At 73.0% G+C, this 13,651-nt stretch carries 10 protein-coding genes; 1 reads left to right on the top strand and 9 read right to left on the bottom strand.

The window, feature by feature from the left end; translation table 11 throughout:
• Positions 1-19 precede the first annotated feature (19 nt).
• A complete protein-coding gene (locus tag QMC84_RS09080) occupies positions 20-1,597 on the top strand; it encodes an MXAN_6640 family putative metalloprotease (RefSeq protein WP_300374053.1) in 1,578 nt (525 codons plus the stop codon).
• Here QMC84_RS09080 and QMC84_RS09075 read toward each other — a convergent pair.
• The 9 genes from QMC84_RS09075 to QMC84_RS09035 form a co-directional block, all read right to left on the bottom strand.
• Entirely contained in the window at positions 1,590-3,623 is a 2,034-nt protein-coding gene (locus QMC84_RS09075) for an ATP-dependent DNA helicase (protein WP_300374051.1), read from the bottom strand. The two genes, QMC84_RS09080 and QMC84_RS09075, sit on opposite strands and share 8 nt — an antisense overlap.
• A 75-nt stretch (positions 3,624-3,698) precedes the next feature.
• On the bottom strand, positions 3,699-4,703 hold the full coding sequence (locus tag QMC84_RS09070) for a sugar phosphate isomerase/epimerase family protein (RefSeq protein WP_300374049.1): 1,005 nt from the start codon (positions 4,701-4,703) through the stop codon (positions 3,699-3,701).
• Positions 4,704-4,741: 38 nt separating this feature from the next.
• Positions 4,742-5,908, bottom strand: coding sequence for a xylose isomerase (gene xylA / locus QMC84_RS09065; RefSeq protein ID WP_300374047.1), 1,167 nt, complete (start codon positions 5,906-5,908; stop codon positions 4,742-4,744).
• Entirely contained in the window at positions 5,901-7,058 is a 1,158-nt protein-coding gene (locus QMC84_RS09060; protein WP_300374045.1) for a Gfo/Idh/MocA family oxidoreductase, read from the bottom strand. Before QMC84_RS09060 ends, xylA begins: the two co-directional genes overlap by 8 nt.
• A gap of 141 nt (positions 7,059-7,199) precedes the next feature.
• On the bottom strand, positions 7,200-8,273 hold the full coding sequence (locus QMC84_RS09055) for a substrate-binding domain-containing protein (RefSeq protein WP_300374043.1): 1,074 nt from the start codon (positions 8,271-8,273) through the stop codon (positions 7,200-7,202).
• A gap of 98 nt (positions 8,274-8,371) precedes the next feature.
• Positions 8,372-9,397 carry an ABC transporter permease gene (locus tag QMC84_RS09050; protein WP_300374041.1) on the bottom strand — a complete coding sequence of 342 codons (1,026 nt, stop codon included), beginning with the start codon at positions 9,395-9,397 and terminating at the stop codon, positions 8,372-8,374.
• Positions 9,394-10,923: a sugar ABC transporter ATP-binding protein gene (locus QMC84_RS09045; RefSeq protein ID WP_300374039.1), complete on the bottom strand. Its 1,530-nt coding sequence runs from the start codon at positions 10,921-10,923 to the stop codon at positions 9,394-9,396. Before QMC84_RS09045 ends, QMC84_RS09050 begins: the two co-directional genes overlap by 4 nt.
• Positions 10,920-12,146, bottom strand: a complete 1,227-nt coding sequence (locus QMC84_RS09040; protein WP_300374037.1) for an ROK family transcriptional regulator — start codon at positions 12,144-12,146, stop codon at positions 10,920-10,922. Before QMC84_RS09040 ends, QMC84_RS09045 begins: the two co-directional genes overlap by 4 nt.
• 306 nt (positions 12,147-12,452) lie before the next feature.
• Positions 12,453-13,643, bottom strand: a complete 1,191-nt coding sequence (locus tag QMC84_RS09035; protein WP_300374035.1) for an ROK family transcriptional regulator — start codon at positions 13,641-13,643, stop codon at positions 12,453-12,455.
• Between the last annotated feature and the right edge of the window lie 8 nt (positions 13,644-13,651).

Genomic DNA, 13,651 nt, shown 5'->3' with positions numbered 1-13,651 from the left:
CGCGTAGTTTGCTGTTCGGGTGACCTCTCGTCGGCTCCACGTCCGCCTCGCCGTCCCCGCCTGCCTGGCCGTCCTGCTCACCGGCGGACTGACCGCCGGCCTCTCCGGAGCCAGCGCTGCGCCCGGCGACCCGTCCGGGACGGCCGCCAAGACGGCCGCCTCCCGGACCGAGGCCCGCGCCGCGCTCGCCGACGCACAAGCGGTGCTGGGCGGCGACGCCGCCCCGGCGACCGACGCGACCATGACGCTGCTCCGCCTCTGGCAGCTGCGCGGCGAGCTGTCCGGCGCCGACCGGGCCGCGGCGGACCGGCTGCTCGCCCGGCCCGACGACGAGACACCCGGCCAGGCCTGGGAGTCCGCGTGCACGGCCGACAACTGCTACCACTGGGCGACCCTCGGCGCCGACGCCGTAGCGACCGGCGACCTGGACGGCGACGGCGTGCCCGACTACGTGCAGACGGTGATGGAGGTCGTCGACGGCGTTCGCGACACCTATGTCGGTGCCGGCTACCGGGCGCCGAAGACCGACGCCGGGGAGGGCGGCAGCACGAAGACCGACATCTACCTCGCGGACGTCGGCACCGACAGCCTCTACGGCTACTGCACCAGCGACGCGCCGGACCCGTCCGGGAGCGGCCCGTGGGACGCCTGGGCCTACTGCGTGCTCGACAACGACTACGACCAGGACCAGTTCCCGACCAACACGCCGCTGGAGAACCTCCAGGTCACCGCGGCGCACGAGTACTTCCACGCCGTCCAGTTCGCCTACGACGCCTTCGAGGACGCCTGGCTGATGGAGGCCACCGCCACCTGGGCGGAGGACGAGCTCTACGACGACGTCGACGACAACCTGCAGTACCTGGCCGAGAGCCCGCTGAAGAAGCCCGGCCAGCCGCTGGACACGTTCAACGAGGCCGGCGCGCAGTACGGCACCTGGATCTTCTTCCGGTTCCTCACCGAGCTGTCCCCCGAGGCCGCCGGAGGCCTGCCGACGCTGGTGCGCGACGTGTGGAACCGGGCCGACGGGGCGGCCGGTGGGCCGGACGACTACTCCGTCCAGGCGCTCAGCCACGTGCTCGGCGCCCGCGGCTCCTCCCTGCCCTCGACGTTCGCGCTCTTCGCGACCGCCAACCGGGCGCCCGCACTGTGGTACGACGAGGGTGCCTCCTACCCGAGCACCGGGCCGGGCGGCACCTTGAAGCTCAGCACGTCGCGCCGGGACAGCAGCTGGGTCGGCGCCACGCTCCGGCACCTCAGCAGCGTGACGGCCCGCTTCGTGCCCGGCGTCGGCCTGCGGTCGTCGGCCTGGAAGCTGAAGGTCACGCTCGACCTGCCCGACGCCGCCACCGACCCCGCCGCGGTGATCACCGTCTACCGGCGGTCCGGGTCCCCGCAGGTGAGCGTGGTGCCGCTGAGCTCCAGCGGTGCCGCCACCCGCAAGGTCGCGTTCGGCTCGTCCGGAGTGAGGTACGTCGAGGTCACGATGGCGAACGCCGGCACCCGCTACGACTGCTGGACCAGTGGCGCCTACTCCTGCCAGGGCAGCTCGCTCGACGACGGCCGCAAGGTGCGGGTCCGCGGCCAGGCGGTCAAGTAGCCGCGAGCCGCGCCAGCGCCTGGCGGGCGACCGCCGGGTCCGTGGTCGTCCACATCGGCGGCAGGCTCGCCTTGAGGAAGCCGCCGTACCGCGCCGTCGCGAGCCGCGGGTCGAGGACAGCGACGACGCCGCGGTCGGCGTGGGTGCGGATCAGCCGGCCCGCACCCTGGGCGAGCAGCAGCGCGGCATGGGTCGCCGCGACCTGCATGAAGCCGTTGCCGCCCGCCTGGTCGGCGGCCTTCTGGCGGGCGCTGAGCAGCGGGTCGTCCGGCCGCGGGAACGGGATCCGGTCGATGAGCACCAGCTGGCAGGTGTCGCCGGGGACGTCGAGGCCCTGCCACAGGCTCAGCGTGCCGAACAGGCAGGTGTGCGGGTCACCGACGAACTGCGCCGCGAGCTCGGGCAGCTGGGCGTCGCCCTGCGCGAGCGTGGTGAGGTGGGGCAGCCGCTCGCGCACGACCTCGGCCGCCGTCTCGGCAGCGCGGCGGCTCGAGAACAGGCCCAGGGTGCGGCCGTCCGCGGCGTCGACCAGCTCGACGATCTCGTCCAGCTGGGCCTTGCCCAGCCCGTCGCGGCCCGGCGGCGGGAGGTGCCGGGCGACGTACAGGATCGCCTGCCGGTCGTAGTCGAACGGACTGCCGACGTCGAGGCCGCGCCAGGGCTCGGCGTGCTCGGCCGCCGCCGGCCCGGCGACGGGGGTCTCGACGACCGGGGTGCCGTCGACGATCCGCTCGGCGGGCCTGAGCCCGACGCTCGTGGCGATCGAGGAGAAGTCGCCGCCGAGCATCAGGGTGGCCGAGGTGAACACGACCGTCTTGTCGGCGAGCAGCTTGTCGCGCATCGGGCCCCACACCTGGAGCGGGGCCACGCACAGCCGCGGCGGCATCCGCTCGGTGCCCTCGCTGAGCCACAGCACGTCGCCCTCGGAGGCCGCGGCCATCCGCTCGGCGGTCGCGAAGACCTCCTGCACCGCGCCCTTGGCCTGCTGGCGGCCGGCGTCGGCCTCTTCCGAGGCGTCCGCCTTCGGGTACGCCGAGAGGCAGGCGCGCGCCGCGTCGCGGACCAGCACGAGGGCGTCCGAGAGCCCCTCCGGGACCCGGTCGAAGCGGCCCGGCCTGGCCTCCGCGATCGCGTCGCGCAGCGCGTCGGCCGCGTCGGCGAGGTCGTCCGCGGCGCTTGCTGCGGTCGAGGCCACGTGGCGCTGGCTGCGGCGGGCGGCGCGCTCGACTTCGGCGGCCCACAGCTCGTCGGTGGCCGCCTGGGTCACCCGGGTGGTGAGCTCGTGCGCCTCGTCGATCACCACGACGTCGTACTCGGGGATCATCGGCACCCCCTCGATCGCGTCGATCGCGAGCAGCGAGTGGTTGGTGACCACGAGGTGGGAGCGGTGCGCCTTCTCCTTGGCGAGCTCGGCGAAGCACTCCTGGCCGAACGGGCACTTCGTCGCGCCCAGGCACTCGCGGTGGTTGACGCTGACCTGGCGCCACTCCCGGTCGGTGTGGCGGGGCGCGTTGTCGCGCTCGCCGCTGCCGCCCTGCTCGGCCTCCTCCTCGGCCCAGGCGCGCAGCCCGAGGACCGCCTTGCCGAGCGAGCCCTCGGGCAGCTCGACCAGCGCGCCCTGGTCGTCGGGGACGCCCTCGCGGATGCGGTGCAGGCAGGCGTAGTTGGAACGGCCCTTGAGCACGGCGTAGCTGGGGTCGAGGTCGCCGGACCCGTCGGCCGCCGGCACGCCCTTGACCGCCTCGACCAGCCGCGGCAGGTCGCGCTCGACGAGCTGGTGCTGGAGCGCCAGGGTCGCCGTCGCCACCACGACCCGCTCGCCGTGGAGCAGGCTGGGGACCAGGTAGGCGAGGGACTTGCCGGTGCCGGTGCCGGCCTGGACGAGCAGGTGCTGCTGCTTGTCCATCGCCTCGGCCACGGCCTCGGCCATCCGCACCTGCCCGGCGCGCTCCTGACCGCCCAGCGCCGCCACCGCGGTGCCGAGCAGCTCGGTCACGGCCGACGTGGCAGGCGGGGCTTCGGGCACCCGAGAACCCTAGCCGCGCCCTCGGACACACCTGCGCTCGCGGCTCCTCCCCGTCTCCTCCCCGTCTCCTCCCCGTCAGTCCGAGGCGGCGAAGGCGGCGTCGAAGGCGGCCTCGGGGGCGTCGAAGGCGAGCCGGCGGACGAACGCGAGGGCCTCGGGCGCGCCGACCAGGCGGTCCATGCCGGCGTCCTCCCACTCGACCGAGATGGGGCCGTCGTACCCGATCGTGTTCAGCATCCGGAAGCACTGCTCCCACGGCACGTCACCGTGGCCGGTGGAGACGAAGTCCCAGCCGCGGCGCGGGTCGGCCCACGCCAGGTGCGAGCCGAGCCGGCCGTTGCGGCCGTTGCCGGTCAGCCGCTTCGCGTCCTTGCAGTCCACGTGGTAGATCCGGTCCTGGAAGTCCCACAGGAAGCCGACCGGGTCCAGGTCCTGCCACACGAAGTGCGAGGGGTCCCAGTTGAGGCCGAAGGCCTCGCGGTGCCCGATCGCCTCCATGGTCCGCACCGTCGTCCAGTAGTCGTAGGCGATCTCGGAGGGGTGCACCTCGTGGGCGAACCGCACCCCGCACTCGTCGAAGACGTCGAGGATCGGGTTCCAGCGGTCGGCGAAGTCCTGGTAGCCAGCGTCGATCATCTCCTGCGAGGCCGGCGGGAACATCGCGACGTACTTCCAGATCGAGGAGCCCGTGAAGCCGATGACGGTCTTGACGCCGAGCTTCTGCGCCAGCCGGGCGGTCAGCTTCATCTCCTCGGCGGCGCGCCGCCGCACGCCCTCGGGGTCGCCGTCGTCCCAGACCTTCGCCGGCAGGATCGCCTGGTGGCGCCCGTCGATCGGGTCGTCGCAGACGGCCTGGCCCTTGAGGTGGTTGGAGATCGCGAAGACCTTCAGCCCGTACTTCTCGAGCAGGTCGAGCTTGCCCTGCACGTAGGCGTCGTCGTCGGCCTGCCACGGGTCGAGGTGGTCGCCCCAGCAGGCGATCTCCAGCCCGTCGTAGCCCCACTCCGACGCGAGCCGGGCGACCTCCTCGAACGGCAGGTCGGCCCACTGCCCGGTGAACAGGGTGATCGGTCGTGGCATGTTGCGCTCCTTCCTTGGTGTGTCTGGTGGTCGGCGGCTCAGCGGGCGCCGAGCAGGTGCTCCATGGCGAGCTGGTCGAGGGCCTCCATCGCGACGCTGCGCCCGCGCAGCGCCTCGAGGTCGTACGACGCGCCGCGCACGTCGTCGAGGGACTCGCCGGGCGCCACGGTCGGCACGTCGAGCTCGCCGACGCCGGCGGCCTCGAGGGCGGCGGCGACCTCCGGGTCGGCGCGGAAGGCCCGCACCCGCTCGCGGAGGATGAGGTAGTTGCGCATGCAGGCCCGCGCCGACTCCCAGACCCCGTCGACGGCCTCGGCCCGCGGCGGCTTGTAGTCGAAGTGCACGTAGCCGTCGTAGCGCCGGTCGGTGCCGGCGCCGAGCATCGCGTCCACGGTCCAGAACGCCCCCCGCAGGTTGCCGGCGCCGAAGCGCAGGTCCTGGTCGAAGCGCGGCCCGTGCTGACCGTTGAGGTCGATGTGGAAGAGCTTGCCGTGCCAGAGCGCCTGGCTGATGCCGTGCGCGAAGTTCAGCCCGGCCATCTCCTCGTGCCCGACCTCCGGGTTGAGCCCGACCAGCTCGGGGTGGTCGAGCTCGTCGATGAGCGCCAGCGCGTGCCCGATGGTCGGCAGCAGGATGTCGCCACGCGGCTCGTTGGGCTTGGGCTCGAGCGCGAAGCGCAGCGCGTAGCCCTGGTCCTTGACGTAGCCGCACACGATGTTCAGCGCGTCGCGGTAGCGGTCCAGCGCGGCGCCGACGTTCTTGCTGCCGCCGTGCTCGGCACCCTCCCGGCCGCCCCACATCACGAACGTCTCGGCCCCCAGGGACGCCGCGAGATCGATGTTCCGCAGCACCTTGGCGAGCGCGTAGCGGCGCACCTCCCGGTTGTTCGCCGTGATCGCGCCCTCCTTGAAGAGCGGGTCGGAGAACGTGTTGGTGGTGACCATCTCCACGACCAGCCCGGTCTCGTCGAGGGCCTTGCGGAACCGGGCCAGCGTGGCCTCGCGCTCGTCCTCGTCGGGCAGCAGGTCGTCGTCGTGGAAGGTCACCGCGGCGGCGCCGAGCTCGGCGAGTCGGTACGTCGCCTCCACGGGGTCGAGCAGGGCACGGCTGGCGGGGCCGAACACGTCGACCCCCTGCCAGCCGACGGTCCACAGGCCGAAGGAGAACTTGTCCTCGGGGCGAGGGGCGTAGCGAAGGTCAGTCATCGGTGGGGATCTCCTGCCAGGTGCGGGTGTCGGAGCTGGTCTCGACGGCGGCCAGGACCCGCTGCACCTGGAGCCCGTCGGCGAAGCTCGGCGCCGGGTCGGTGCCGGCGGCGATCGCGCTCACCAGGTCGACGACCTGGTGGGTGAAGCCGTGCTCGTAGCCGAGGCCGTGGCCGGCCGGCCACCAGCTCCCGACGTACGGGTGCGTGGGCTCGGTGACCAGGATCCGTCGGAAGCCGGCGGTGCCGGCGTCCTCGGTCCCGTCGTAGAACTCGAGCACGTTCATGTCCTCGAAGTCGAACGCGAGGCTGCCGCGCGAGCCGTTGACCTCGATCCGGATCGCGTTCTTGCGACCGGTGGCGAAGCGGGTCGCCTCGAAGACCCCCATGGCGCCGCCGGCAAAGGAGGCCAGGAACGCCGCGGCGTCGTCGACGGTGACCGGCCCGCGCTCGGTGGCGGACCCGCCGCCGCCCAGCCCGCCGGCGGTCTCGCCGGCCGGGTACGGGCGCTCCTTGACGAAGGTCTCCAGGCGCCCGGACACCTCGCGGATCCGGTCGCCGACGATGTGCTGGGTGAGGTCGATGACGTGGGCGCCGATGTCGCCGAGCGCGCCCGAGCCCGCCTGGGCCCTGTCGAGGCGCCAGGACAGCGGCGCCTCGGGGTCGACGATCCAGTCCTGGAGGTACTGCGCGCGCACGTGCCGGACCTCGCCGACCCGGCCCTCGGCGACCAGCCGGCGGGCCAGCGCGATCGCCGGGACGCGGCGGTAGGTGAAGCCGACCATCGCCCGGACGCCGTGCGCCCGCGCCTGCTCGGCGGCGGCGGCCATCGCCTCGGCCTCCGCGACGGTGTTCGCCAGCGGCTTCTCGCAGAGGACGTGCTTGCCCGCCTCGAGCGCGGCGATCGCGATCTCGGCGTGCGTGGAGCCGGGGGTGCAGATGTCGACCAGGTCGACATCGTCGCGTACGACGGCCGCGCGCCAGTCGGCCGAGCTGTCGGCCCAGCCGAGGCGCTCGGCGGCGGCGGCCGCGCGACCGGCATCGTGCCCGACGACGAGCGACATGACCGGACGCAGCGGGAGGTCGAAGAAGCGCGGCGCCGTGCGCCACGCCTGTGAGTGGGCGTTGCCCATGAAGGCGTGTCCCACCATCGCGACACGGAGTGGGGAACGAGGCGACTCGATTGGTGACGGGGTCATTGCGTGGCTCCTGTGTGGTGTGCGTGCCCGCCCCAGGACGTCAGGCCGGGGCGGGCACGCGGCGTACGCCGGTGCGGTCAGGTGCCGGGTCGATCAGGACTCGAACGCGGTGTCGATGTACTGGTCGACGTTGTCTGCGGTCACCACGGGGGCGTACAGCTGGACGACGCGCGGGACCTCGACCTCGACGAGGTCGGACATCGCCTTCTGCTGGACGAGCAGGCGGGCCAGGCGGATGCCGTCGGCGGCCTGCGTCGACGGGTAGATGACGGTCGCCTTGAGCACGCTGTCACCGGACTTGATGAGCTCCATCGCGTTCTTCGAGCCGGCGCCACCGATCATCGTGAACTCGTCGCGGCCGGCGTTGTCGATCGCCGCGAGGACACCGACGCCCTGGTCGTCGTCGTGGTTCCAGAGGAAGTCGATCTTCGGCGCCGCCTGCAGGAGCTGCTCGGCGGCGTCCGAGCCGCCCTCGACGGTGAAGTCGGCGGCGACGCGGTTGTCGACGTCGAGGCCGCACTCGGCGAGCGCGTCGTTGAAGCCCTGGCTGCGGTCCTGGGTCAGCGGCAGCGAGTCGATGCCGGCGATCTCGGCCACGATGGCGTCCTTGTTGCCGTCGGCCTCGGCGCACACGTAGGCACCGGCCGAGACGCCCATGCCGTAGTTGTCGCCGAGGACGGTGACGCGCGCGGCGTTCGGGTCGTCGAACTCGCGGTCGACGTTGATGACCGGGATGCCGGCCGCCATCGCCTTCAGCGCGATCGGGGTCATGGCGGCACCGTCGAAGGGCAGCAGCACGATCGCGTCGACCTTGTCGTTGATGAAGGTCTCGACCTGGCTGATCTGGACGGCGACGTCGTTGGTGCCCTCGGCGACCCGCAGCTCGATGTCGTCGTACTTCGCGGCCTCGTTCTTGGCGGACTCGGTGATCGAGCCCATCCAACCGTGGTCGGCGGCCGGCGCCGAGAACCCGATGACGACCGTGTCGCCGGTCTCGTCGTTCGAACCGGCCGGCGCCGCGACGGCGCCGCCGCCGGAGTCGTTGCCGCTGGTGTCGTCACCGTCGCTGTTGCTGGTGCAGGCGGTCAGCGCGAGGACCGCGAGTCCGGCGACGAGGCTCGTGGCGAACCGTTTCCTGGTCTTCGGGGTGGTGGACCGCAGGGACATGGTGGTGCTCCTTGCTCGTGCAGAAGGGGTGGTGCGGAGTAGTGGTGCGGATGGATGGTGCGGATGGATGGTGCGGAGTGGTGCCGCGGCCGGGGCCGCTAGGTGTTGCTCCGAGACGCCAGCCGCTGCTGCAGGAGCACGGCGGCGACGATGATGGCTCCCTTGAACAGCGACTGCTCGGAGAAGGAGCGGTTGTTGAGGATGAAGATGTTCGTGAGCGTCGAGAAGATGAGGACGCCGAGCACGGTGCCGACGATGGTGCCGCGGCCGCCGGTGAGCAGGGTGCCGCCGATGACGACGGCGGCGATGGCGTCGAGCTCCCAGAGGGTGCCGTGGGTCGACGACCCGGTCGTGGTCCTGGCGACCAGCATCAGCGCGGCGATGCCGGAGCAGACGCCGATCAGCACGTAGAGGTAGACGGTGTGCCGCTTGACGTTGATCCCGGCCAGCCGGGCCGCCTCGGGGTTGCCGCCGACGGCGACGGTACGGCGGCCGAACGTGGTGCGGTTGAGCAGGATCCAGCCGACGGCCGCGACCAGTGCGAACAGCCAGATCTGCACGCTGACGCCGAGGAGGTCGCCGTTGAAGAACTCGGCGAAGCCGTGGCGGGGGATGATCTGCGTCTTCTTGTCGCTGATGATCTCGGCGAGGCCGCGGGCGCTGGCCAGCATCGCGAGCGTGGTGATGAACGCGACCACGTTGCCGTAGGCGATCACCAACCCGTTGACCAGGCCGCAGCCGGCGCCCACCAGCAGCGCGACGCCCACCATCGCGATCCAGTGGGTGTCCTCGACCATCTGCTGGGTCGCGACGGTGGTGGACCAGACCGAGGCCAGCGCGACGATCGCGCCGACCGAGAGGTCGATGCCGCCGCCGATGATCACGAACGTCATCCCGATGCTGACCACGCCGACGCCGGCCGCGAGCCGCAGGATCGTGAGCGCGTTGTCGGAGGAGGTGAACCGGTCGCCGGCGGAGACCGCCCCGACGACGCAGATCAGCAGCAGCGCGACGACGAGTCCCGCATTGCGGCCGACGCTGGTGCTCAGCAGGGCGAGGGCCGGGTTGGCCTCGCGTTCGGTCTCGAGCGCGGCGCGCTCGACCCGGGCACTGTCCTGGGTCACTGGACTACCTTTCCTTCCATGACGAGGTCGAGGACCGTCGCCTCGTCGATCGCGGCCGCGGCGGACTCGTGGACGACCTCGCCCTCCCGGACGACGAGCACCCGGTCCGCCAGGCCGAGCACCTCCTCGATCTCGCTGGACACCACGACGACGGCGACGCCGGCGTCGGCCAGGGAGCGGACCAGCGTGTAGATCTCGGTGCGGGCGCCGACGTCGACGCCGCGCGTGGGCTCGTCGAGCAGCAGCACCCGGCACTCGCGCAGCAGCCAGCGCGCGAGCACGACCTTCTGCTGGTTGCCGCCGGACAGGTTGCGGGCCGGTCGGGTCACGCCGGCGGGGCGGATGTCCAGGCGCTTGGCCAGCTCCTCGGCACGCCGCTTCTCCTCGCCCCGGTCGAGGAAGCCGAACCGGGCAAACCGCAGCAGCGAGGCGATCGTGACGTTGCTGTAGACCGACTCGTCGAGCAGCAGCCCCTGGCTCTTGCGCTCCTCGGGGCACAGGCCGACCCCGGCGCGCACCGCGGCGCCGATCGAGCCGCGCCGAACCCGCCGGCCGTCGATGCTGACGGTGCCGGTCGAGGCGCGGCGGGCGCCGTACAGGGTCTCCAGGATCTCCGAGCGCCCGGCTCCCACCAGGCCGGTCAGGCCGACGATCTCGCCGGCGCGGACGGTGAGGTCGACCCCGGAGAACACCCCGGCGAGGCCCAGGTCGCGCACCTCGAGCACCACGTCGGCCCGGTCGGGCCGCGCCTCCACCCGCGGCGGAAACGCGTACTCGATGGAGCGGCCGGTCATCAGCCGGATCAGCTCGGCGGTCGGGGTGTCCGCGACCGCGAGGCCGGTGCCGACCGTGCGGCCGTCCTTCAAGACGGTGATCCGGTCGCCGATCTCGCGGATCTCCTCGAGGCGGTGGGAGATGTAGACGACCGCGACGCCCTCGGCGGTCAGGCCGCGGATCACCCGGAAGAGGTTCTGGACCTCCTCCTGGTCGAGCACCGCCGAGGGCTCGTCGAGGATCAGCAGGCGGGTGTCGCGCGAGAGCGCCCGGGCCATGCTGACGATCTGCTGCTTGGCCGGCGACAGGTCGCCGACGATCCGGGTCGGCGCGATCTCGGGGTGGCCGAGCCGGTCGAGCAGCTCGCGCGCCTCGCGGTGTGCCCGGCTGCGCTGCATGAAGCCGCCCCGGGAGAGCTCGTGGCCGAGGAAGATGTTCTCGGCGACGTCGAGGTGCGGCACCAGGTCCAGCTCCTGGTAGATCGTCGCGATGCCGAGGTCGATCGCCTTGGCCGGCGGCGAGACGGACGCCTCGGCGCCGTCCCAGGTCACGGTCCCCTCGTCGTGCTCGTAGACGCCGGAGAGGACCTTGATCAGCGTGGACTTGCCGGCGCCGTTCTGGCCGAGCAGGCAGTGCACCTCGCCGGCGCGGACGTCGAGGTCGACGCCGCCGAGCGCGAGCACCCCGGGGAACTGCTTGACGATCCCGGTCATCTGGAGCAGCGGCTGGGCGGTGCCGGGCGTGCTGGTCATCGGGCTCCTCCGGAGACGGCGGCCCCCCGGGGCCGGGCGACGAGCGTGGGATCTTCGAAGACGGTCTCGAGCGCGGCGAGGGCGCCGCCCCGGACGGCGGCGGCGAAGCCGAGCGTGGACATCTCCACGCGGGTGCCGCCCACGTGCGGGGCGACCACGCCGGCGGCCAGCCGTTGCTCCATCGCGGGGCGCAGATGCGGTCCGAGGCCGGCGAAGTAGCCGCTGAGGACCACCGAGCCGGGGTTGAGCGCGTTCGTGAGGATGGCGGCGCCGACGCCGACCCAGCCGCCCACCTGGTCGAGGGCCGCGACGGTGCGGGTGTCGCCGAGTGTCGCCCGCCGGTCGATCTCGGCGAGCCGGTCATCGAGGCTCAGCGCGGGGTCGCGGACCGGGTCGTCGGGGTCCGCGGCGGCGTCCATCAGGGCCCGCAGACCGCAGACGGTCTCCCAGCAGCCGATCCGCCCGCAGCCGCACCGGCGCCCGCCCGGGTCGACGATCATGTGGCCGAGCTCGCCGGCGTACCCCTGCCGGCCGCGCAGCAGCCGGCCGTCCGCGACGATCCCGCCGCCGAGACCGACCTCGCCGTAGATGACCAGGATGTCCTGGCGGGCCGGGTCACCGGGCCCGGACTCGGCGGTCGCGGCCAGGTTCCCCTCGTTGTCGATGAGCACGGGGAACGCCGCCCCCAGCCGGCCGCGCAGCTCGGCGCCGACCGGTACGTCGCGCCAGCCGAGGTTGGGGCCGAGGGTGAGCACGTCCCGGGTGCGGTCGACCAGCCCGGCGACGCCGACGCCCAGCCCGATCGTCTGCGCGCCGGCCGCCCGCACCTCGTCGTCGGTGCGGGCGACCAGCGCGGCGAGGCGGTCGAGCACCTCGCCGGCGTCGAGCCTCGAGGCGTCCAGGGACTCCCGGTGCTCGACGACCACGCGGCCGCCGAGGTCGAGGGCGACGGTCGCGACGTGGTTGACGTTGATCTCGGCGCCGAGGCCGCACACGTTGCGCCCGTCGAGCTCCAGGGTGGTCCCCGGGCGGCCCACGCCGCCGCGCTCGGTGCCGGCCGAGCGAACCAGGCCGCGCTCCTCGAGCTCGGCGACGAGCGCGGAGACCGCCGAGCGGGAGAGGTCGAGCTCCTCGGCGAGCCGGGCGCGCGAGCGCGGACCCGGGTCGCGCAGCCGACGAAGCACGAGGCCGAGCTTGTCCGTGCGGGAGTGGCTGCCGCTCATGTCGGCCCCTCCCGTCCGCACGCGGTGGGCGGTCGCGATGACCGCCACCAGTTTGTTGGATCGAGGCTCAAACTAGGGCGGGTTTTGACCGAGCCGCAAGCGGTTCACGTGGAAAGTTCCCTAGATCACTTCCAGACTTTCGAAATCCCCCTGACAAAGTGAGGACGGTCTAGGCCACTGGCGCGCCGGGGGGCGACGAAGGCGGCGCCGACAGCGGGCGGCCGGGCATCCCGCGGGACCACGAGGACCGGAGGGAACCGCGGGGACCGCCGGGTCGACGGCGGCGCTGCTCGCTCGGCGGGTCGCTCAGGACGCGTAGACGGAGTCGCTGATCAGCCGGGCGGAGCCGATCACGCCGCACTCGTCGCCGAGCTCGCTGAGCACGATCGGGAGGCTGCCGGTGGCCAGCGGCAGGGACCGCCGGTAGGTGACGCCCCGGATCTCGGCCAGCAGTCCGTGGCCCAGGCCGGTGACGCGGCCGCCGATGACGATCAGGCCGGGGTTGAAGAACGACACCAGGCTGGCCAGCACCTGGCCGATGTGGCGGCCGCTGTCGCGGATCAGCTGCACGGCCTGGGCGTCCCCGCGGGAGACCGCGAAGCCCACGTCGGCGGCGCTCAGCTCGCCCTTCTCCTCGAGCAGCGACGCGAGCACCGCGGAGCGTCCGGACCGGGCCGCGGCGGTGGCGTCACGGGCCAGCGCGGCGCCTCCGGAGAACGCCTCGAGGCAGCCGGTGTTGCCGCACGCGCAGGTCGGCCCGAAGTCGTCGATCCGGATGTGCCCGATGTCCCCGGCGCAGCCGTCGACCCCGCGGTAGAGCTCGCCGCCGAGGACGATGCCGCAGCCGATGCCGGTGCCGATCTTCACGAACAGGAAGTCGCTGGCGCCCTTGGCCACCCCTGCGTGCTGCTCGCCCAGCGCGAGCACGTTCACGTCGTTGTCCAGCACCACCGGGCAGCCGAGCTCGCGGGAGACGGCGTCGCGCACCGGGTAGCCGTCCCAGCCCGGCATGATCGGCGGTGAGACCGGCACGCCGCGGTGGAAGTCGACCGGACCGGGCACCCCGACGCCCGCACCGGCCGGCCGGTTCACGCCCACCTCGGTCAGCAGCTCGCGGACCTGCTCGAGCGCGGTGGCGAGCACCACCTCGGGGCCCTGCCGGATGTCGCAGGGGTGGGTGCGGGTGGCGAGCACCGCCAGCCGGCCGTCGGTGACCCCCACAGACATCCCGGTCGCGCCGATGGAGATCCCCACGAAGCGGATCTCCTCGGAGAGGTCGACCATCGTCGAGCGCCGCCCGCCCCGCGAGGCGGCCGGACCGGCCTCCTGGGCCAGTCCCAGCTCGGCCAGCCGCGAGACCTCCGCTGCGATCGTGGTCCGCGACACCTGGAGCCGGTCGGCGAGCTGGGCCTTCGACAACGGCCCCTCGTCACGGAGCTCCGCGAGCAGCCGGGCCTGCGTCGGGGTCTCCGCACGGCCGGCCAGGGAATGACGCACGCACGGAT

The sequence above is a fragment of the Nocardioides sp. genome, from assembly GCF_030019515.1.
GTDB lineage: Bacteria > Actinomycetota > Actinomycetes > Propionibacteriales > Nocardioidaceae > Nocardioides.
This window is presented reverse-complemented; position numbering and strand designations above follow the sequence as displayed.